Origin of the sequence: Bacteroides congonensis (genome assembly GCF_900130125.1) — a bacterium.
Lineage (GTDB): Bacteria > Bacteroidota > Bacteroidia > Bacteroidales > Bacteroidaceae > Bacteroides > Bacteroides congonensis.
The window spans coordinates 1,473,021-1,493,074 of sequence record NZ_FQXY01000010.1; the positions used below are offsets into that span (position 1 = coordinate 1,473,021).

General features: G+C 39.9%; 18 protein-coding genes and 2 tRNA genes. 15 read left to right on the forward strand and 5 right to left on the reverse strand.

Features of this window, described 5'->3' with window-relative positions:
* Position 1: 1 nt before the first annotated feature.
* The 8 genes from BQ7997_RS16690 (at position 2) to BQ7997_RS16725 (ending at position 11,291) form a co-directional block, all read left to right on the forward strand.
* A complete protein-coding gene (locus tag BQ7997_RS16690) occupies positions 2 to 2,059 on the forward strand; it encodes an SGNH/GDSL hydrolase family protein (RefSeq protein WP_073347305.1) in 2,058 nt (685 codons plus the stop codon).
* 16 nt (positions 2,060 to 2,075) lie between these two features.
* Positions 2,076 to 4,571 (forward strand): beta-glucosidase, encoded by a 2,496-nt coding sequence (locus BQ7997_RS16695; protein WP_235817313.1) that lies wholly within the window; start codon positions 2,076 to 2,078, stop codon positions 4,569 to 4,571.
* Between the two features lie 73 nt (positions 4,572 to 4,644).
* Positions 4,645 to 6,897, forward strand: a complete 2,253-nt coding sequence (locus BQ7997_RS16700) for an FAD-dependent oxidoreductase (RefSeq protein WP_229127292.1) — start codon at positions 4,645 to 4,647, stop codon at positions 6,895 to 6,897.
* A gap of 132 nt (positions 6,898 to 7,029) precedes the next feature.
* Positions 7,030 to 8,055 carry a GntR family transcriptional regulator gene (locus tag BQ7997_RS16705; protein WP_073347307.1) on the forward strand — a complete coding sequence of 342 codons (1,026 nt, stop codon included), beginning with the start codon at positions 7,030 to 7,032 and terminating at the stop codon, positions 8,053 to 8,055.
* An 89-nt stretch (positions 8,056 to 8,144) separates the two neighbouring features.
* Positions 8,145 to 8,948, forward strand: coding sequence for an inositol monophosphatase family protein (locus BQ7997_RS16710; RefSeq protein ID WP_022139997.1), 804 nt, complete (start codon positions 8,145 to 8,147; stop codon positions 8,946 to 8,948).
* Between the two features lie 36 nt (positions 8,949 to 8,984).
* The gene (locus BQ7997_RS16715; RefSeq protein WP_022139996.1) at positions 8,985 to 9,692 is read left to right on the forward strand and encodes a ComF family protein; all 708 of its coding nucleotides are present in this window, start codon (positions 8,985 to 8,987) and stop codon (positions 9,690 to 9,692) included.
* Between the two features lie 393 nt (positions 9,693 to 10,085).
* A complete protein-coding gene (locus tag BQ7997_RS16720) occupies positions 10,086 to 10,268 on the forward strand; it encodes a hypothetical protein (RefSeq protein WP_073347308.1) in 183 nt (60 codons plus the stop codon).
* A 138-nt stretch (positions 10,269 to 10,406) separates the two neighbouring features.
* Positions 10,407 to 11,291, forward strand: a complete 885-nt coding sequence (locus tag BQ7997_RS16725; protein ID WP_139260920.1) for a phage/plasmid replication domain-containing protein — start codon at positions 10,407 to 10,409, stop codon at positions 11,289 to 11,291.
* Between the two features lie 139 nt (positions 11,292 to 11,430).
* Here the strand turns inward: BQ7997_RS16725 and BQ7997_RS16730 are convergent, their stop codons facing one another.
* Together BQ7997_RS16730 and BQ7997_RS16735 are read right to left on the reverse strand one after the other, a co-directional pair.
* Positions 11,431 to 12,456, reverse strand: coding sequence for a Kelch repeat-containing protein (locus tag BQ7997_RS16730; protein WP_139260922.1), 1,026 nt, complete (start codon positions 12,454 to 12,456; stop codon positions 11,431 to 11,433).
* Positions 12,457 to 12,458: 2 nt separating this feature from the next.
* Positions 12,459 to 12,998: a porin family protein gene (locus BQ7997_RS16735; RefSeq protein ID WP_073347311.1), complete on the reverse strand. Its 540-nt coding sequence runs from the start codon at positions 12,996 to 12,998 to the stop codon at positions 12,459 to 12,461.
* Positions 12,999 to 13,104: 106 nt separating this feature from the next.
* Here BQ7997_RS16735 and BQ7997_RS16740 point away from each other — a divergent pair, with 106 nt between their 5' ends.
* The 4 genes from BQ7997_RS16740 (at position 13,105) to tnpC (ending at position 15,773) form a co-directional block, all read left to right on the forward strand.
* Complete coding sequence (locus tag BQ7997_RS16740; RefSeq protein ID WP_007479969.1) at positions 13,105 to 13,323, forward strand: helix-turn-helix domain-containing protein; 219 nt, start codon at positions 13,105 to 13,107, stop codon at positions 13,321 to 13,323.
* A gap of 74 nt (positions 13,324 to 13,397) precedes the next feature.
* Positions 13,398 to 13,775 (forward strand): hypothetical protein, encoded by a 378-nt coding sequence (locus BQ7997_RS16745; RefSeq protein WP_235817250.1) that lies wholly within the window; start codon positions 13,398 to 13,400, stop codon positions 13,773 to 13,775.
* Entirely contained in the window at positions 13,723 to 14,130 is a 408-nt protein-coding gene (tnpB, locus tag BQ7997_RS16750; protein ID WP_235817251.1) for an IS66 family insertion sequence element accessory protein TnpB, read from the forward strand. Before BQ7997_RS16745 ends, tnpB begins: the two co-directional genes overlap by 53 nt.
* Positions 14,131 to 14,207: 77 nt before the next feature.
* Entirely contained in the window at positions 14,208 to 15,773 is a 1,566-nt protein-coding gene (tnpC, locus tag BQ7997_RS16755; RefSeq protein ID WP_159436740.1) for an IS66 family transposase, read from the forward strand.
* Between the two features lie 97 nt (positions 15,774 to 15,870).
* Here the strand turns inward: tnpC and BQ7997_RS16760 are convergent, their stop codons facing one another.
* Positions 15,871 to 16,224: a helix-turn-helix domain-containing protein gene (locus BQ7997_RS16760; RefSeq protein WP_159436777.1), complete on the reverse strand. Its 354-nt coding sequence runs from the start codon at positions 16,222 to 16,224 to the stop codon at positions 15,871 to 15,873.
* Between the two features lie 119 nt (positions 16,225 to 16,343).
* Here BQ7997_RS16760 and BQ7997_RS16765 point away from each other — a divergent pair, with 119 nt between their 5' ends.
* Positions 16,344 to 16,964 (forward strand): recombinase family protein, encoded by a 621-nt coding sequence (locus BQ7997_RS16765; RefSeq protein ID WP_073347312.1) that lies wholly within the window; start codon positions 16,344 to 16,346, stop codon positions 16,962 to 16,964.
* Between the two features lie 307 nt (positions 16,965 to 17,271).
* Positions 17,272 to 18,831, forward strand: coding sequence for a recombinase family protein (locus BQ7997_RS16770; protein WP_073347313.1), 1,560 nt, complete (start codon positions 17,272 to 17,274; stop codon positions 18,829 to 18,831).
* Here BQ7997_RS16770 and BQ7997_RS16775 read toward each other — a convergent pair.
* Together BQ7997_RS16775 and BQ7997_RS16780 are read right to left on the reverse strand one after the other, a co-directional pair.
* Positions 18,794 to 18,870: transfer RNA gene (locus BQ7997_RS16775), tRNA-Asn, on the reverse strand. The genes BQ7997_RS16770 and BQ7997_RS16775 overlap by 38 nt on opposite strands.
* Before the next feature lie 26 nt (positions 18,871 to 18,896).
* A tRNA-Asn gene (locus tag BQ7997_RS16780) sits at positions 18,897 to 18,970 on the reverse strand.
* 77 nt (positions 18,971 to 19,047) lie between these two features.
* On the opposite strand from BQ7997_RS16780, the gene BQ7997_RS16785 reads away from it, so the two are divergent.
* Positions 19,048 to 20,037 (forward strand): adenosine kinase, encoded by a 990-nt coding sequence (locus BQ7997_RS16785; RefSeq protein WP_044653745.1) that lies wholly within the window; start codon positions 19,048 to 19,050, stop codon positions 20,035 to 20,037.
* Positions 20,038 to 20,054: the final 17 nt, after the last annotated feature.

Here is a 20,054-nt window from a genome sequence, read left to right on the forward strand (position 1 = left end):
AATGATACAGATACGACAATTGGGAGCTGTAATTGCGGGAATGGTACTGATGACAGTGCTTCCCTGCGCTTATGGGCAAAGCTGTGCCGATTTGGATAAGATTGCGGCTTCGCAGGGAGGGGCTTCGCCTTTGGTGTACACAACGGCAGATAAGGAAATTCCACTGATACAGCCCGGAAGTTATTATAATGAGAAAGAATGTACAGTAAGAAAGGGGCTTCCTGTCTTTTATTCAAAAATAAGGAAAGGGCAGGAAATTACGGTTGCTTTTATTGGTGGTAGTATTACACAAGGAGATTATTGCTATCGTTTGCAAACTACCCGATACATGGAAAATACGTTTTCTGATACCCGTTTTAAATGGATTAATGCCGGAGTGTCCGGCACGGGTACGGATTTGGGCGCTTTCCGGATTCGGGAACAGGTATTGCAGTACAAACCGGATCTCGTTTTTATTGAATTTGCGGTAAATGGCGGCTATCCGGACGGTATGGAGGGGATGATCCGAAAGATTATAAAAGAGAACCCTCATACGGATATTTGTTTGATTTACACGATTTATACGAATCAGACTGCTGCCTATCAGAAAGGGGATGTCTCGCAGGTGATTAAAAGACTGGAAGACATTGCCGCACATTACCAGCTCCCTTCTATTCATCTGGGTATGGAAGCGGCAGCACTTGAGAAGGATGGCAAGCTACTTTGGAAAGGAACTAAAGCGGCTGCTGCCGGAAAGATTTTGTTTTCCAATGACGGAGTGCATCCTGGTGCCGATGGAGGAAACTTATATGCTTCCGCCATTGCACGCGGACTGGAGAAGATACGGAAAGGGAATAGTGCTTCGCAGAGCTTGTCGCAGGCACATACACTTCCTGAACCGCTTATCGGTTCGGAATGGGACGAAGCGGAAATGTATATCCCTTCACGGATTGCTTCTTTTGACAAGTCATGGAAAGAGGTTGATACATCAGAGAACCCTTCTTTAAAGAAGTTTTCCGGCTGGTTTGATACGGTGATGACCAGTAGTAAGGAAGGTGCATCATTTTCTTTTGGTTTTGAGGGAGATATGCTCGGGTTGTTTGATATTGGCGGCCCGGAAGTGGGGCAGGTGGAAGTTTTGGTTGACGGAAAATTTGTTCAGTTGAAAGAGGTTAGTACTAAAGGTTTTCATCTGTATGAAGCGAATGACCGTATAGGAAATTACACTTTGAATCGTTTTAACTCCTGGTGTAACAATCGTTACCGGGGACAATATGACGTAATAAAGTTGGAAAAAGGTGTTCATCAAGTAACAATCCGGATCTCTTCGGAGAAAGCTGACAAGAAGAAAATACTCGGAAATAAACAACAGGAGGATATAACAGCCCATCCTGAAAAGTATGATCAGTCTACAATTTATTTGGGAAGGATACTTTTACGTGGAAAACCGGTTCCGTGCGAACGCATAAAGGGAGTGCCTAAACTGGCACAACAACTGAAGTGGGATCAGAAGATGAGGCGGTATGAAAAAGCGGATTCCATCAATCCGCCGGAAAAGGATTTGATTCTTTTTGTGGGCAGTTCGACAATGGAGAACTGGAAATCCTTAGCGGATGATTTTCCCGGAAAGCCGGTTCTGAACCGGGGAGTCTCCGGTACGAAAACGATAGATTTGATTAACTACAAAGACCGTCTGATAAGCCCTTATCATCCTAAACAGATTTTTGTTTATGAAGGGGATAATGATATTGGCTACCAATGGACTCCGGCTGAAATACTGGCGCAGATCAAGAGATTGTTCCTTATTCTCCGGAAAGAAAAACCGGAAGCGGAGATTATTTTCATTTCTATCAAACCTTCCGTGCGGAGGTTGAAGGACAAAGAGAGGATTGAGCAGGCAAATGCATTGATAAAGGAGTTTGCAGAACAACAAACGAATGCTGCTTATGCTGATGTATATCATCCGATGTTTACAGCAAAGGGGGAATTATATCCGGAGCATTATCGGGAGGATGGGTTGCATCTGACGGCTGAAGGTTACGCAGTGTGGAAAGAGGTTATCTCCAGGTATATTAAATAACAAATAGTAGAATAGAATGATGAAGCATTTAGTGATCGTTGGGATTTTGAGTTGTTTTTCTATGAGCGGCTTTGCTCAGATATACAAAGATAAAACAGCTTCTGTGGAGGACAGGACGAATGATTTGCTCCACCGCATGACATTGGAAGAAAAAATAGATTATATAGGAGGTTATAAAGGCTTTTATATAAGGGGAATCGAACGTCTGGGCGTGCCTGAGATAAAGTTGACGGATGGGCCTGTCGGTACGCATAAGGATGGTAAATCTACGGCTTATCCGGCAGGGGTACTCACAGCTTCGACTTGGAACAGGGAACTGGTATATGAATTGGGAAAACAATTGGGGAGAGACTCCAAGGCGCGTGGCGTACATATATTATTGGGCCCGGGTGTGAATATTCTTCGTTCCCCTTTGTGTGGAAGAAATTTTGAGTATTTCACGGAAGACCCGTATTTGAACTCTCAGGTAGCCATAGGCTACGTAAAAGGATTGCAGGATCAGAAAGTGGTGGCTACCTTGAAACATTACGCCGCGAACAATCAGGAGTGGGACAGGAACAATGTAAGCAGTGATATTGATGAACGGGTGTTGCATGAAATTTATCTGCCTGTCTATAAAGCTGCCATTCAGGAAGCGGGTGCGGGTGCTGTTATGGACAGTTATAATCCGGTAAATGGAGTGCATGCCACGCAGAATGATTATCTGAACAATCAGGTGTTGAGAAAGCAATGGGGATTTGACGGGATTGTAATGAGTGACTGGTCGGCTACTTATGATGCTGTGGGGGCGGCTAATGGTGGCTTGGACTTGGAAATGCCGCGTGCCAAGTGGATGAATAAGGAGAATCTGATTCCTGCGATAAAAGCCGGGAAAGTGAAGGAAGCGACTATTGACGAGAAAGTGAAGAGAATCCTGAGAATCATGTTCCGGTTCGGCTTTTTTGATAATGAACAGTTGGATACTTCTATTCCATACAATAATCCGGAAGCGGCGAAAGTTGCATTGCAACTGGCCAGGGAAGGTATTGTATTATTGAAGAATGAGAAAGGTTTACTTCCGTTGAATCCGTCAAAAGTGAAGTCGGTTGCCGTGATCGGGCCTAATGCAAACTCTTATATATCGGGAGGTGGAAGTTCTTATACATTCCCGTTCCATTCTGTTTCGGTATTGGATGGATTGAAGAATGCCGGACAGGAACTTCAGATTTCTTATGCGCCCGGAGTGCCTACCTTGACAGAGACTGTTGCTAACGCTGCTTTTTATACGGAAGCGGGAAGCCACACAAAAGGGCTTAAAGCTGAATATTTTGATAATATCCGTTTAAAGGGGACACCGGCAAAAACCGTGATAGATACGATTGTTAATATCGGTAACGGCTGGCATATTGCTGCCGAAAATAAAGGTATTCCGTATGACCATTGTTCCGTGCGTTGGAGTGGAGTCGTGCGTCCGGAGAAGACTGCTAATTATCGGTTCATAGTCAGAGGGTTCGACGGGTTCCGTTTGAAGGTCGGTACGGAAATGGTGATTAATGAGTGGAGAGATCAGGGGATAACGACTCGTGAAGTTGTATTACCGCTGGAAGCCGGAAAAGAGTATCCTGTTGTACTTGAATACTTTGCGAATGTGCATCCAGTTGATATTTCTTTCGGATGGAGAGAGGATAAGTTACTCTTTGATGAGGCTGTGGAAATTGCCCGGAAATCTGATGTGGCTATTGTGAACATTGGCTTTAATGAAAGCAGCGAACGTGAGAGTAATGATCGTCCTTTTGAGTTGCCCCAATATCAGGATAGTTTAGTGCAGTGTATTACTGCCGCTAATCCCAATACGGTTGTGTTGCTGAATGCAGGCGGAAATGTGGATATGTCAAAGTGGATAGATAAGGTTCCTGCTTTGTTGCATTTGTGGTATGCCGGCCAGGAAGGTGGAACGGCTGTCGCTGAAATGCTGTTCGGGAAGGTGAACCCCAGTGGAAAACTACCTGTCTCTTTTGAAAAGAAATGGGAAGATAATCCGGCTTATCCATATTATTACGATACGGACGGTGATAAGCGGGTGGAATATAAAGAGGGGCTTTTCATGGGGTACAGGCATTATGATATCAGTGACACGAAACCTCAGTTTGCATTTGGATACGGATTGTCATACACCACGTTTAAATACTCTGACTTACGTATAAACAGGGAAAAAGGCAAAGATTTGGCGGTTAAGGTCCGGTTTACTGTTAAGAATACAGGGGAGTATGACGGGGCGGAAACGGCTCAGGTATATATCCGACCTGTAAATCCGAAAGTTGAGAGACCTTATAAGGAGCTTAAAGGATTTGCCAAGCATTTTATCAGAAAAAATGCCGGGCAGGAAATGGAAATAACATTGAATAAGGATGCTTTCTCTTATTACAAGACGGACTTGAAAGATTTTGATTATGATGCGGGAAGTTATGAAGTGCTTGTAGGAAGTGCGTCCGACGACATTCGGTTACGTAAGGTAATACAGATAGAGAAGTAGGTTTGGAACTAAAATAGAAGTAAAATTAATTAGATACGAGAAGATGGTACTTGATAAGTTTAATAGTGTGAGAATGTTTAATACGGATATCCTGCAAGCTGATTTTGTAATAGTAGGCGGAGGTATTTCAGGGGTTTGCGCTGCTATAACCGCAGCTCGCCAAGGTCTGAAAGTGGTACTTATACAAGATCGTCCGGTATTGGGGGGGAATGGTTCCAGTGAAATAAGGCTGTGGATGCTCGGAGCGACTTCTCACATGGGGAATAATAATCGCTGGGCACGTGAGGGCGGCGTGATAGATGAAATTATGGTGGAAAATACGTTCCGCAATCCGGAAGGAAATCCGGTAATTTTCGATTCTGTTATGCTTGACAAGGTGGTGAGCGAACCGAATATAACCTTGTTGCTGAACACTTGTGTCTATGAGGTAAAAAAGAGTACCGGTCATAAAATAGAAAGTGTCAGAGGGTTTTGTAGCCAGAACAGCACTATGTACGAAGTAACCGCTCCCTTGTTTTGTGACGCTTCCGGTGACGGGGTTGTAGGTTTCCTTGCCGGAGCTCCTTACCGTATGGGGGCTGAGAGCAGGGAGGAGTTTGGCGAGAAGTTTGCGCCGGCTGAGGATTATGGCGAGCTCTTGGGACATAGCTTGTATTTTTATACAAAGGATACCGGTCAGCCGGTGAAATACGTAGCTCCTTCTTATGCAATGGATGTAACGAAGACTGTTCCCCGATTTCGTAGCTTCAATGCAAAAGAACATGGCTGTAAATTGTGGTGGGTCGAATATGGTGGCGATTTGGATACGGTACATGATACGGAACAGATTAAATGGGAACTGTGGAAGGTTATTTATGGAGCTTGGGATTATATCAAGAACTCGGGTAAATATCCGGAAGCGGAAACAATGACGCTGGAATGGGTAGGCTGTATTCCCGGAAAACGGGAGAGCAGAAGGTTTGAGGGCGACTATATGCTGATTCAGCAGGATGTCATAGAACAAAGGCATCATGAGGATGCGGTTTCTTATGGTGGATGGAGTATTGACTTGCATCCGGCGGCCGGCGTGTTCGGTGAGGAGTCTGCTTGTAACCAGTGGCATTCAAAGGGGGTATATCAGATTCCTTACCGTTGTCTTTATAGCCGGGGGATTGAGAATCTTTTCCTTGCCGGGAGAATCATTAGTTCTTCGCACGTGGCTTTTGGTTCTACCCGTGTGATGGCTACATCTGCTCATAGCGCCCAAGCTGTTGCGATGGCTGCGGCGATCTGTCTGAAAGAAAATATCTCTCCGAGAGAAGTATATTCCCAAGGAAGAATACCTGAATTACAAGTGAAACTATCGCGGATGGGGCAGTATATTCCTGATATGGTTATCAGGGATGAAGAAAATCTAGTAACGAAAGCTACTTTAGCTGCATCCAGTGAATGTCATTTTAAAGGCTTCCCGGCTGATGGGGAGATGCAGGTTCTGGATGAGTCTGTAGCTCAAATGATACCTTTACGCAAAGGAGATGAATTAGGAAAGGTGAAAGTTGAACTATTTGTTTCTGAAGATACGGTGTTGGAAGTAGAGCTTCGTGTGAGCAGTAAATCGTTTAATCATACTCCGGATGTTACTTTGGAAACGAAAACAGTCTCCTTGTGTCAAGGCAAGCAACTGTTGGAACTGGTTTTCGAAGCGGTGATGCCGGAAGAACAGTATGCTTTCCTTGTTTTCAAGAAAAATCCTTTGATACAATTGCGATATACCCGGGAAAGGATAACCGGAGTCTTGTCTGTATTTAACACCATTAATGAAGCTGTATCCAATTTTGGAAAGCAGTCTCCTAAAGAAGATATAGGAATTGAGGAATTTGAATTTTGGTGCCCGAAGCGGCGACCCGGAGGACATAATATTGCTGTTCAGTTAGAAAAAGACTCTCATGTTTTTTCTGTTTCAACTATAACTAATGGTATTGACCGCCCCGTCCAGTCTCCGAATGCCTGGGTTGCGGAGTTGAATGACCCGGCTCCGGCTTTGACTATCAAATGGGATTCGGCTGTGCATATCGGCAAGATGTCTCTCTTTTTTGATACGGATTATGACCAACCGATGGAGACAGTCCAGATGACACATCCGGAGAATAAAATGCCTTTTTGTGTGGAGAAATATAAAATATATGACGGGGAGAATCAGTTGATTTATGAGAGCGTGGACAATCATCAGTCGATAAATGAACTGGTTTTTCCTGAGAAACTCGTGACCGATGAGGTTAAGATTGTTTTGGAGCATCCATCAGGTTTAATCCCGGCGGCCTTGTTTGCTGTAAAATGCTATGAATAGTTCAATATATTTTGAATAAAATAGGATTCTTGCGAAAGTAATGGAAAGGTCTGATATTTTGTCTGTCCAATCGTTTGCTTTATCAATGGTATTTAAGTATATTTGCTAAAATTTTATTTAGTATTGCCAATAATGCAGAACCAGAATCTTGATATAACAGAACAGAAGAAACCTGCTTCACGGATGAAGTATCTTCAGTTGGTGGATTATATTAATTCGCTGATTGAAGATGGTACACTTCAGATCGGTGACCAGATACCTTCATTGAACCAATTACAGACACAGTTGCACATGAGTAAGGAAACTTTATTGAAAGGATTGAATTACTTATTGGAGATGGGGGTTATCGAGGCGATTTACAGGAAGGGGTATTTTGTAAAAAAAGTATCTATAGATCATTCTTATCATGTGTTTCTGTTATTGGATAAGATGAACGTGATGCGCGAGCAGATTTATCGCTCGATTTTCAATTCCTTGAAAGATGTCGGGGATATTGATATTTACTTTCATCATCATAACTATAAGGTTTTTGAAAAGCTCATTAAAGAGAATCTGGGTAATTATACCCATTATATTATAGCTACTTTTCTTAAAGAAGATGTGACGGATGTTTTAAACTTGATTCCGGCGGAAAAAAGAATCATCATAGATTATAATCAACAAGGATTGAGCGGTAATTACAGTTGTATTTATCAGGATTACGGCTATGATATTTTCTGTAGCCTTATGCAATTGCAGGATAGGCTGAAGAATTATGAGAAGCTGATTTTAATAGCGCGTCCGGAAGCCATTCATGCCCAACAAGTAATCAATGGTTTTCTGCACTACTGTGTAAAAAGCGAACTGCCTTATTCCATTGAATCAAATATAGAAGAGAAGAATTTTCGTAAGGGGAATGCTTATATTACTTTCAGCCGATATGATACGGATGATGTGGCGCTGATTAAATTAGCAAAAAAGAAGGGATATGAATTAGGTAAGGAGATAGGCCTGATTTCTTATAATGACACTGCCGTTAAGGAAATATTGGAAGGGGGAATTACTGTTATTTCTACAGACTTTGAGATGATGGGAAAAACTGCTGCTTCTGTTATCCTGGACAGGAATACGGTTTATAAACGCAATCCGACGAAGGTGATTATACGTAATTCTCTTTAGAAGAAAATTAGATAAAACTCTTATTTCTATCAAAAAAAGTAATAATTTTGGCATGGATTTGTGGGTAGCCTAAATTACAATAGATAGAAATGTTAGATTTGAAACAACTTACAGCCGAGGTATGTCGCATTGCAACTGAAGCCGGACATTTTTTGAAAGAAGAGCGGAAAGCTTTTCGTCGTGAACGTGTGATTGAGAAACATGCGCATGATTACGTATCTTATGTAGATAAAGAATCTGAAGTGCGGATAGTGAAGGCGCTTACTGCTTTATTGCCGGAAGCGGGATTTATAACGGAGGAAGGTTCTGCCACCTATCAGGATGAATCTTACTGCTGGGTGATTGACCCGTTGGATGGAACCACGAACTATATTCATGATGAGGCTCCTTACTGTGTATGTATTGCTTTACGCAACCGCACCGAGCTTCTTTTAGGCGTCGTTTATGAAGTCTGTCGGGATGAATGTTTCTATGCCTGGAAAGGTGGCAAAGCCTTTATGAATGGTGAAGAAATTCATGTTTCGAATGTTCAGGATGCCAGAGATGCATTCGTTATCACAGAATTACCTTATAATCATCTGCAATATAAGCAAACTGCTCTCCACTTGATAGATAAGTTGTATGGTGTGGTTGGCGGTATCCGTATGAATGGCTCGGCCGCTGCCGCCATCTGTTATGTGGCTATCGGTCGTTTTGATGCCTGGGCGGAAGCATTTCTAGGCAAATGGGATTATTCCGCGGCTGCCTTGATTGTCCAGCAAGCCGGCGGTCGCGTAACCAATTTCTATGGCGAAGATCATTTTATTGAGGGTCATCATATCATTGCCACGAACGGTTATCTGCATCCTTTATTTCAGAGACTTTTAGCGGAGGTTCCTCCGTTGGATATGTAGAAGAAACGGCCTGTTTATTAAATCCTTACTACTATTATGAAACACACACTCCTTATAAAAGACTGGCTTAGTTCATTCTTGTCCTTGTTATTTCCCCGTTGCTGCGTTGTTTGCGGCAGACCGTTGGCAAAAGGTGAAGAATGCCTTTGTACTATGTGCAACATCAATCTCCCGCGCACGGATTATCATCTTCGAAAAGATAACCCGGTAGAAAAACTGTTTTGGGGAAAGATTCCCCTGGAACGCGCTACCTCTTTCTTCTTTTATAGAAAAGGAAGTGACTTCCGGCAAATTCTCCACCAACTTAAATATGGCGGCCAAAAGGATATTGGTGCGATAATGGGACGATATATGGCGGCGGAACTGCTGGCATCCGGTTTCTTTGAGGGAGTAGATGTAATACTTCCTGTACCGTTGCACAAAAAGAAACAACAGATTCGTGGTTACAACCAAAGTGAGTGGATAGCCCGTGGAATTGCCGCCGTAACAGGTATTTCTATTGATACGGAATCCGTAGTGCGCCAGAAGAACACGGAAACGCAAACACGCAAATCCTCTTTTGAACGCTGGGAAAATGTAGAAGGAATCTTTCAACTGCATCATGCGGAATCTCTGGCCGGAAAGCATGTGCTGATTGTAGACGATGTTTTGACTACAGGGGCTACTACGGTAGAATGTGCTTCCTGCTTGGCAGAGATTGAGGGAATACGGATTAGTATTCTTACTTTGGCGATGGCGGAGTAGGGTAGGGCAAAGCAGCTCCAATAGAATAATATTGCAAAAAAGAAAGGTTCACTTCAATAGTGAACCTTTCTTTTGCTCTCCGTTCAGGACTTTTCTCGCACCGCTTTTTAAAAGATTTGGATAGGATTTGGGAACTAAGAAAGTTCCTTCCTATTTCTTAATGGAGACACCTCCAGTAATACAGACGTTATAAACCTCTTTTTCTTTGTATATCTTGATATATCAGGCTTTTGCTGTGTAACTTTATTCTCCAGTAAGGTGGGGATATAGGCGTGTTATGTGGTATACTGTTCCTTTTACTTCTTCATGAAGAAATGGAAGGATTATTAGTTTACTATACTTTACTTTCTTATTATTCCTACTATTTATATACAAAAAGAGGAGGTCTAAAGTATGAGTAAAGGTAAACGTCAATATCGTGAGTTAAGCGATGCTACGAAGCAGAAAATTAGTAGGAAGCTCAAAAATCAGAGCAAAAGTGAAGCCCATAGACAGGCTATTTCGGAGTCGATGATTATGTATTGGAAAGAGATTCCTAACAAACCTAAGAATGAGGATAGAGTAGAGGATGAATAATCCTTTATCTTATCACTTATAAAGGTGACAAAACTTGTCATTTGGCAAGGATGAATAATATTTTAAAGAACTTAAATCTTAATGTTATGTTTTGATAAATTTAGATTAGTATGTGATAACATAGAATATATAACTGAAATGAAAGAAGATGTATTTATATCCCATTATAGAGGAGAAGAGTTGCTCTATTATAAGTATCAACAAACTACTCCATATTCATTATTAATTTTAATTGATTATAGGAAAAATGAGTTGATGTTAGAGTTTACGTCTAAAATATTGAGAGATGATTGTGTAAGTCTCATCAATCAGACAAATATACATCAATGTCTTATAAATATAAATGCTTTAGGGATTTGTCGACTAGATATAGATGACATTCTTATGTCTGCTAAAGTTGTTAAGTGTGATGTGACTAAAGATATTTTTATGGATGATTTGGCAAATGTTGTTGGGAATATCAGGAAAAACCTATCTAATTTTAAAAAGTGGGTAGTCCGAGAGTTCAACGATGGAATTGTTATAGAGAATGTTGTTAGTACTAATCGTTATAAAAAGCGTTTAGTAATATATGACAAAGAAAAGGAGCTTAAAAAGGCTACTAATTCTCACTTCTTAAATTCTCTATTGAATAAAGATAAAGTTATTTATTACTTTCAAAAGAAAGTACGTTTTGAACTAAATATTTGTACAATGGTACAAATACGAACTTTGCTTTTGGTAGAAGATAATAGATTGAAATCCGTTTTAGCCTCAACAGCAAACCCGATTCTTACAATTATAGATGAGGCTCTAAAAAGACCGTCTGCGGAAAATCATGTTTCTAGGACATTGAGAGATTTTGAACGTGAACTATTGCTAAAATTATGCGATTATGATTTAGCCAAAGTTGAAATGACTATCCGAGGACTAATATCCAAAAAGACTCCGATTAGGAGGATAATGCAACCTTATCGGGATTTGTGTCAACGTTTAAGCTCCTCTTCAAAATCGGATTTTGACATTAGAACTTTGTTAGCTTAGTGTATCAAAAATAAAATGTGTCAATTTAATCTGATATAGACCATATTGACACATTCTATTTTGTGTTGAATTAACCTAAAAGATTAAACTAATATTCCGTAAATGAAATGTTATTTTCAAACAGATATATAGATTCATATCACCATGTAATCTTACATCTCAGAAAGCAATTATCAGAGGTTCGTACGAATGTATTATAGATATACTGTTCACCAATATCCGTTATATACTCAACATCTGTTTCATGCCAACTTTTCCCGTCAGAAGATACGAATCCTGTAGACGGCATTGTAGCCTTATCTATGTAAGCCTTTCCATTCCATGCCTGAAATCTAGCAGAAAATTCAATTTCAGGGGTTCCAAGATTTACTAATGTCCATTTGTTCGCTTTGGAATCATATACATAGATTTCTTTATAATATGAATCCTTATCTCTTTTAACGAACAAATACCCATTCGTGGAATGACAGTCTATATATGTATTGTAGTTGTTAGAAGGAAGTTGAGGCATATCAACAAAAGTTTTACCTCCATCTTTTGACACTAAGATTTTTCCTGTGTATCTGTTATATCCTTCATCATAATATAGTTCTGCACCATACAGATATTTATCGTCAGTATACAGAGCATAGAAAAGCTTACTTTCATTTGCTACGGAAATCCAAGAATGACTGTTTTCATCATACACTTTCAACTCTGTAATATCTTCCCATTTATCAGAAGTATGATTATAAACTCTTCCAAAAGAATACGTAAAAACTTTTCCAGCACAACAAACGATATTTTCTGAATCAGAAGGTATCGGGAATGACTTCTTAAAATCTTTACTATCATTACTCCTGACATAATAACTATCTTCACCTAAAATAAATAGCTTATTAGAAGTCTTGAAAATATTTACACCATACTCAGGAAATACGGAAGCATACTTCCCTTCTAAATCCATCCTAACATTTGTCTGCTCAAAATTTTTGCCATCATATAAGAAAAGAACGCCATCAGTTCTTACTACATGGATATAATTCCCAAAATCCAATATAGCCGACACAGCAAAAGGACAATCAACTCTTTCCCAATCGCCTAAATTAGAATTTTCATCATCATCCCCGCAGGCAAAAAGAGTACTACATAAGAATATATATAATATTTTTAAAAGCCTCATCATTTCTAAAATTTATAAGCTACTCCAATATTGAAAACCGCTTGGTTGAAATCTTTGATTATTTGATATTTAAATTCAAAATTGAGACCCCATGTCTGATTAATATCATATTGAATACCCGCACCAATATTCATACCAAAACGTCCCTCTGTTACATTCAAACTTCCTCCATCATCTTCACCGTCATCTTCAATATAACCACCCATATCTTCAATAGCATCTTCTATAGCCCCACCTAAATCGACTTTCCAAGATGAATATGTTAAACCAACCAAAGGATATACTTTAAACTTATCTGCTATTGGAAATAAATAATGTGCATCTACATTAATGTCCCAGTTACTCACAAAATCTTTCTTAAAGAAATAATCAAAAGAAGGAGCAAGACGAATTGCATCAGTTACGTTATACGCAAATTTAGCTCCCAAACCTACATTTTTGATTTCAGTTCCATAGCCCAACTGTAAGTTTACACTTTTTTCTCCCTTTTGTGCATAAGAACACAAAGACACTAAAGTCACAACAAGCAATAATACTTTTCTCATAATACATTAAGTTTTTAAATTAATACTATTTCAGTTATCATATATGATAACCATATCGCAAAAGTAATCACTTTCCTTTGTTATCACAAATGATAACTTAAAAAAGATGAACGAACAACAACTTTTTATTAAGATAGGTGATAAAATAAAGGAGTTAAGAGAATTAAAGAATCTTAGTCAGCAAGATTTAGCCGCTTTATGCAATTTCGAGAAATCGAATATGTCACGAATTGAAGCAGGTCGAACCAATCTGACAATTAAGACATTATTCAAAATAAGTAATGCACTGAAAGTTCCATTGAAAGATTTAGTTAGTATTGACTAATTGTAAGCATTCGGTAAACCACGTATTTTTTCCTCAAACTTCCGTCATTAACTTTACGTCCAAAAAGCAAAGTTATGATGACACGAGAAGAAGTAGTAGAGATAATGAACTACTGCAAAGAGCACAAAGTGACTTATAAGTCAAGATTAGAGGAACTCAACATCCCTGTATGGCGGTTTTATGACAGCAAATCCCGTTATGCCGGCGAGCAATCATCGGGTAAAACGGCTCAAGGTGAGTTTATCGAGCTCCCGCACAGTGGATCTTTTGTTCCGGTTCCTTCATTTGCCGGTACAACCGGACGGAAACAGAAAAGTACACCGGCTACGCCAAGCGGATTGAAAGAGATAGAAATACGTACACCGGGTGGTAGTGCCATACGCATTTGCGGTGAGCTAAATGAAAAGGAACTGTTTTCAATCATCCAGTCCTGCAACCATGTTCAGCCTTAATGACAGTATGCGCTATCTGTTGTATAACCGCCCGACTGATATGCGCAAAAGCTTCCATACCCTCAGCGGTATCATCACAGACGCCATGGGTCAGGACCCCTGCAACGGCAACGTGTATATCTTCATAAACCGTACCCGTGACCGTATAAAACTCCTGCATTGGGAGCCAGGCGGCATGGTGCTGTATTCCAAACTTCTGGAAGCCGGCACTTTAGGTAAGCCTGATTCTGCCAGCGATAATGAGGTCTGTGCAAATATAGAATGGCGAGAACTTGTCATGATTGTGGAGGGTATCATGGAAGCCCGCGATTCGCGACGCACGAGACTTGAAAACCTGCAAAAGCTTCGAAAATAGTACCGGCTTTTTACTCCGTTCGCTTTTGTATGCCATGGGATTTTAGTATATTTACATTGTGAAACAATGAGATGCAGATGCTTACAGAAGAACAGGAAAAAGCCTTATTGGAAGAAATTGAGAAGCTCCGTCAGGATAAAGCGGCGCTTATCAGCAGGGTTTCCTCGCTGGAACAATCCCTGTACTGGCTCCGGAAAAAAGTCTTTGGCCGGATGAGCGAGAAGAGTCTTCCGCTTGATCCCAACCAGCTGTTTCTGTTCTCAAAGGAAGCAATGTCCTCCATGGAAATATCCCGGCTTGAGGAGGAAGTCCGCAAGAGTGAAGAAGAAATCACCAGAACTATAAAAGTAAAGGAAAAACCGGTCCGCAAGTCTCTGGACACTTCCTCACTGCCTGTAGAGATTATTGATCTTTACCCCGAAGGGACAACAGACGAGGAAGGCAGGCTTAAGGATGATTTCATTGAAATCGGAAAGGAAGAGAGTTCACGCCTGGAACGTGTTCCGGCAAAAGTATATATTCTGAAGACCGTCCGTCACAAAGTGATAAGTAAATCCGATATGGAGAAATACCCCGAGGAAAGGCAGATTCTGATTCACCCGCTACCTCTTGTTCCGGTCAGCAAATGTATGGCAGACTCCTCGGTTCTGACAGACATTATCATCGGCAAGTTCATGTATCATCTCCCGTTCTACCGTTTGATACAGCAGTATCGCGAATCAGGAATTAGCATAAGCGAATCTACCATGTGCGGATGGTATGAAATGGCGGTGGAGAAACTCAAGCTGCTGTACAACCTGCTCAAACAGAAGATACTCTCCAGTGATTATATACAAGTGGACGAGAGTGTCATTCCTGTGATGGACAATGAGAAACATAAAGCGAAAAAGGGGTATGAGTGGTGCGTGCGCGACGGCATCACGGGAGACGTCATGTTCCATTATGACCGTGGCAGCCGTTCGGGTATGGTAGCCCGTGAACTGCTGGGATGCTACCATGGCATTGTGCAATGCGATGGCTATGCAGCTTACGAACAGTTTGAGCAGATGAAAGGAATCACTCTGGTCGGCTGTTGGGCACATGTCAGAAGGAAGTACGTGGATGCCCTGGAAGAAAACAGGACGCTGGCCACACAGGCGATTCATTACATCGGTAGGCTGTACAAGGTAGAGTCTGATGCCGGTGAAGCCGGACTCACAGCTGAAGAGCGTAAGGAAAAACGTATTCGTGAGGCCTATCCGCTGATACTTGAATTTGAAAAGTGGCTGCAGGATGCTTATCTTAGAGTGCTTCCTAAAAGCCGCATGGGTAAAGCTATCGAATATACGTACGCGCTTCTTCCCAGGCTTTCCAGATACGTAAACGATGGAAGAATAGAAATTGATGACAACCGCATAGAAAATGTCATAAGACCTTTGGCTTTGGGAAGAAAGAACTATCTGTTCTGCGGCAACGACGCATCCGCATACAGGGCTGCCATCGTGTACTCTCTGATAGCCACCTGCAAGTCTGCAGAAGTAGACCCTAGAATCTGGATGGAAGATGTCCTGAGTAAAATCCCATATTATGAAAGGGATAAAAAGGATATGACAGAACTTCTACCACGTAATTGGGCAAAATCCAATCAAACTTGTTCCGAATAGATACTATTAGTTCCGAATTAACTACGAATAGCACCGATTCGGAACTAATTCACAATATTTGCAACGTGGTTTACCGAATGCTTACGACTAATTAATATCATCCTAAATCTATCCCTTCTCTATGTAATATATTACGCAGTTTTGCAAGACTATCAAAATAATATATATTATTACTACCTATTTCAACATATCCTCGTAATATTTGCGATGTACTTTCCCTTTCCTTCACTAATTCAGTAACAGACACATTTAATGCTGCTGCTATATTACGTATTGTAGACAGTTGCGTTTGTCCTTTGATAGCTCTTGTAAGCGATTCAGGAGTAATATTTAATTTAGCTGCTAATTCTTTCATTAATAATCCCTTTTCCTTGCAAATTCGCTTTACATTAATAGCCAAAACATCTTCCATACTTTTCTTTTTTTCGACAAACATACTCAAAATATTCATAAGTATCAATATTTGCATCAATAATTATCATATAATATCAATTTCATTTTGTTTTTATTGATATTATACGTATATTTGCATCGTAAATAATGATATTATAAATCAATTTTAGAGATAATATGAAAAAAGTAGTAATATTTGCGAGAGTTTCAACAACTATCCAAGATTATGATAGACAAGTGAATGAATTGACAGCTTTAGCTGCTAATAACAATTGGCAGGTATGTGCTTGTTTTACAGAAAAAGTAAGTGGGGCAAGAGCAAATTCAGAGAGAAAAGAACTTTTACGTATGATGGAGTATATTGAGGCGAATGATGTAGATAAAGTTTTAGTTACAGAATTATCAAGATTGGGACGTGATACTTTGCAGGTACTTGAAGTTATTGAGATGTTAAATAATAAGGGGATTTCTTTGTATATACAGAATTACCATATCGAAACGCTTACAGCACAAGGCAAAGTGAATCCTATGAGTCAATTCTTAGTTACAATTTTATCAGAAGTGGCAAGAATGGAGCGGAAGACTATTCGTGAACGGGTACAAAGTGGCTATCATAATTATCGTGCCAATGGCGGCAAAGTAGGGCGTAAGGCAGGGTATCGAAAAGATGTAAATGTCATGTTGGAGGAATACAAAGAAGAGACCAAATTGTTAAAAAAGAATTATAGTCTCAGAAATATTTATGCTTTAACGGGAACAAGTGTCAATACGTTAAGAAAGATAAAAACGCTTATGTAAGAGTGATTATGGCCTCATCCATGAGTGTACCTTATTCTTATATAGATTGAGAGAGGCGGGATAAATTAATTTGTATACATTTAAGAAATGTTGATTTATCCTGATGAGGCTGAAATACAAAAATAACTGCCTTTTGAGCAGAGGGAAATACCATGTATGTTAATGATAACATTGGAATTATGCAGACAGATTTTAAACAAGAATGGCAAAAAGGACTATACAGATAAAGACATAGAAAGAATAAGAGAGTTTCTGTATAAAATAGGTGAGATTCAAATAGAAGTTGAACGTAAAATAGCTAAATGATATGAATGTGTTAGGATATGTTCGCGTAAGTACGGACGAACAAGCAGAGAAAGGTTTTAGTCTTGAATTTCAGACCAGGTATATAAGGCAACATTGTGAAGTAAAGAAAAATAATCTAATAGCAATCTATGATGAGGATTGCAGTGCAAAGAATTTCAATCGACCACGTTTTAAAGAGATGAAGGCTTATGCTTTTAAAAAGACAAATCATGTGGATATGATTTTAGTCACTCGTTGGGATAGATTTGCTCGTAATTTGACGCAGGCATTAGTGCAGATTGAGAAGTTTAAAGAAAAGGGGATTGAAGTAAATAGTGTAGAGCAGCATATTGATTATGGGCAACCTGATTATATTGTTATGCTTTCCATGTATCTTTCAACTTCACATTCGGAAAGATTGAAAATATCTCGACGAGTGAAAGAATGTAATTTTGCAGCAAGGAAAAATGGGAAATATACGAATGGACATCCAGCTAAAGGATATTGCTGGAAGAAGCACGCAAAGAACGAAGAATCGGAATTGCTGATTGACAGACCTGTGGCTAATCTTATAGTAGAAAGTTTCAACTTGTTTGCGACAGGTCTGTATTCAGCCGACAGAGTGCGGCAAATGATGGCTGAAAAGGGGCTGAAAATGCAAAAGCAGAGCTTTCTTAACATGCTCCGAAATAGGTTGTACATTGGTGAGGTACATGTGCCGAGCTATAATGGTAGCAAGGATGAATGGGTAAAAGGGATTCATGAACCATTGATAGATAGAGAGTTGTTTAATGCGGTACAAACTTTGTTAGATGGTAAGAAGAGAAACCATCCTAAAGCAAAAGCAAAAGTCGTGCCCGAACTTTTTCTACGTAACTTTTTGGTTTGTCCTGTTTGCAATGGCAATTTGACAGGTAGTTTTTCAAGAAGCCGTAATGGAAGTCGTTATCCGTATTACCATTGCAACCATTCAGGTCATCAACGGATAAAAGCAGAGGAGGCGAATAGGACGTTTGTTCAATTTCTTAATAGTTTTATTCCTGATGAGGCTATCTTGGAATTATTCAAATTGGTTATTGCTGATTTAAAGCAGGTTTTAAAATCGGATATAAACAAACAGATTCAATGTATGGATGATGAGATAGTGGAATTGGAGAATAAAATAAATGAGACTGATGATATGTTGATAGAGAAGGCGATTGATATAGATACACATAAAAGAATAATCGCTCGCCACAAACAGTGTATTATTGAATTACGAGACAAACAAAACCTTTTAAAAAATAGTGATATAAAAGAGGTGCAAGAAAAGATAGAATACTCTACTAATATTTTAACTCATTTAGGAGATTATTTTGAAAAAGCAGATGCGGAAACTAAAATAAAGTTGGTTGGTTCGATAATAGTTGGAAAAATGCAATTTTTGGAAAATAGTTATCGAACCGCTGAAATGAATGAAGTTCTTAATAAAATAGGTATGATTTCCAGTGAATTACAAAGGCTTGAAAAAGAAAAAGCCACCCAAATAGGTGGCTTGTCTAATCTGGCTCTTCCTCTTGGACTTGAACCAAGGACCCTCTGATTAACAGTCAGATGCTCTAACCGACTGAGCTAAGGAAGAATGTGCAACCGAGATTTTTAACTTTGCTCTTCCTCTTGGACTTGAACCAAGGACCCTCTGATTAACAGTCAGATGCTCTAACCGACTGAGCTAAGGAAGAATGTTTTTCTCAATTGCGATGCAAAAGTACTAGGTTTTTTTGAAATATGCAATATCTTTGCAAAAAAAATATTTGAAATGGACAAAATAATAGGATTGGGCAACGCCCTGGTAGACGTACTTGCAACCCTAAAGGATGATACGCTCCTGGATGAAATGGGATTACCCAAAGGAAGCATGCAACTCATTGATGACGCTAAGTTACAGCAGATTAACACACGATTTTCGCAAATGAAAACCCATTTGGCAACGGGGGGATCGGCTGGAAATACCATCCTCGGACTGGCCTGTTTGGGTGCCGGAACAGGTTTTATTGGAAAAGTAGGAAATGATCATTATGGAGAATATTTTCGCAAAAATCTTCAGAAAAATAAGATTGAGGACTCATTATTGACCTCAGAACAACTTCCTTCCGGCGTCGCATCCACTTTTATTTCACCGGATGGGGAACGTACTTTCGGTACTTACCTGGGAGCAGCCGCTTCCTTGAAAGCGGAAGAACTCACGCTCGATATGTTTAAAGGGTATGCATACTTGTTTATTGAAGGATATTTGGTTCAGGATCACGAAATGATTCTCCATGCCATTGAATTGGCAAAAGAAGCAGGCTTGCAGATTTGTCTTGACATGGCAAGTTATAATATTGTAGCCAATGATCTGGAATTCTTCTCCTTATTAATAAATAAGTATGTGGATATTGTTTTTGCGAATGAAGAAGAAGCGAAAGCATTTACAGGCAAAGAGCCGGAAGAAGCTTTGGGAATTATTGCCAAGAAGTGCAGCATTGCCATTGTGAAAGTAGGAGCAAACGGTTCTTATATTCGTAAAGGAACGGAAGAAATCAAAGTTTCCGCTATCCCGGTAGGGAAAGTGATAGATACAACCGGAGCGGGTGACTATTTTGCTGCCGGTTTCTTATACGGTTTGACTTGCGGATATTCATTGGAGAAGTGTGCTAAAATAGGTTCCATTCTCTCGGGAAATGTTATTCAGGTAATTGGAACAACAATACCGGAAGAACGCTGGGATGAAATTAAGTTAAATATTAACAGGATTCTAGCGGAATAACCAAGGATTGAGTTACT

What these genes read in the sequence shown, in the direction of transcription:
- BQ7997_RS16730 (WP_139260922.1), bottom strand. Translation starts at nt 12,456, where the DNA reads ATGATGAGGCTTTTAAAAATATTATATATATTCTTATGTAGTACTCTT.
- tnpC (WP_159436740.1), top strand. Translation starts at nt 14,208, where the DNA reads ATGCTTACAGAAGAACAGGAAAAAGCCTTATTGGAAGAAATTGAGAAG.
- BQ7997_RS16770 (WP_073347313.1), top strand. Translation starts at nt 17,272, where the DNA reads ATGAATGTGTTAGGATATGTTCGCGTAAGTACGGACGAACAAGCAGAG.
- BQ7997_RS16720 (WP_073347308.1), top strand. Translation starts at nt 10,086, where the DNA reads ATGAGTAAAGGTAAACGTCAATATCGTGAGTTAAGCGATGCTACGAAG.
- BQ7997_RS16735 (WP_073347311.1), bottom strand. Translation starts at nt 12,998, where the DNA reads ATGAGAAAAGTATTATTGCTTGTTGTGACTTTAGTGTCTTTGTGTTCT.
- BQ7997_RS16760 (WP_159436777.1), bottom strand. Translation starts at nt 16,224, where the DNA reads ATGAATATTTTGAGTATGTTTGTCGAAAAAAAGAAAAGTATGGAAGAT.
- BQ7997_RS16745 (WP_235817250.1), top strand. Translation starts at nt 13,398, where the DNA reads ATGATGACACGAGAAGAAGTAGTAGAGATAATGAACTACTGCAAAGAG.
- BQ7997_RS16740 (WP_007479969.1), top strand. Translation starts at nt 13,105, where the DNA reads ATGAACGAACAACAACTTTTTATTAAGATAGGTGATAAAATAAAGGAG.
- BQ7997_RS16725 (WP_139260920.1), top strand. Translation starts at nt 10,407, where the DNA reads ATGAAAGAAGATGTATTTATATCCCATTATAGAGGAGAAGAGTTGCTC.
- BQ7997_RS16710 (WP_022139997.1), top strand. Translation starts at nt 8,145, where the DNA reads ATGTTAGATTTGAAACAACTTACAGCCGAGGTATGTCGCATTGCAACT.
- BQ7997_RS16765 (WP_073347312.1), top strand. Translation starts at nt 16,344, where the DNA reads ATGAAAAAAGTAGTAATATTTGCGAGAGTTTCAACAACTATCCAAGAT.
- BQ7997_RS16705 (WP_073347307.1), top strand. Translation starts at nt 7,030, where the DNA reads ATGCAGAACCAGAATCTTGATATAACAGAACAGAAGAAACCTGCTTCA.
- BQ7997_RS16715 (WP_022139996.1), top strand. Translation starts at nt 8,985, where the DNA reads ATGAAACACACACTCCTTATAAAAGACTGGCTTAGTTCATTCTTGTCC.
- BQ7997_RS16700 (WP_229127292.1), top strand. Translation starts at nt 4,645, where the DNA reads ATGTTTAATACGGATATCCTGCAAGCTGATTTTGTAATAGTAGGCGGA.
- tnpB (WP_235817251.1), top strand. Translation starts at nt 13,723, where the DNA reads ATGAAAAGGAACTGTTTTCAATCATCCAGTCCTGCAACCATGTTCAGC.
- BQ7997_RS16690 (WP_073347305.1), top strand. Translation starts at nt 2, where the DNA reads ATGATACAGATACGACAATTGGGAGCTGTAATTGCGGGAATGGTACTG.
- BQ7997_RS16695 (WP_235817313.1), top strand. Translation starts at nt 2,076, where the DNA reads ATGATGAAGCATTTAGTGATCGTTGGGATTTTGAGTTGTTTTTCTATG.
- BQ7997_RS16785 (WP_044653745.1), top strand. Translation starts at nt 19,048, where the DNA reads ATGGACAAAATAATAGGATTGGGCAACGCCCTGGTAGACGTACTTGCA.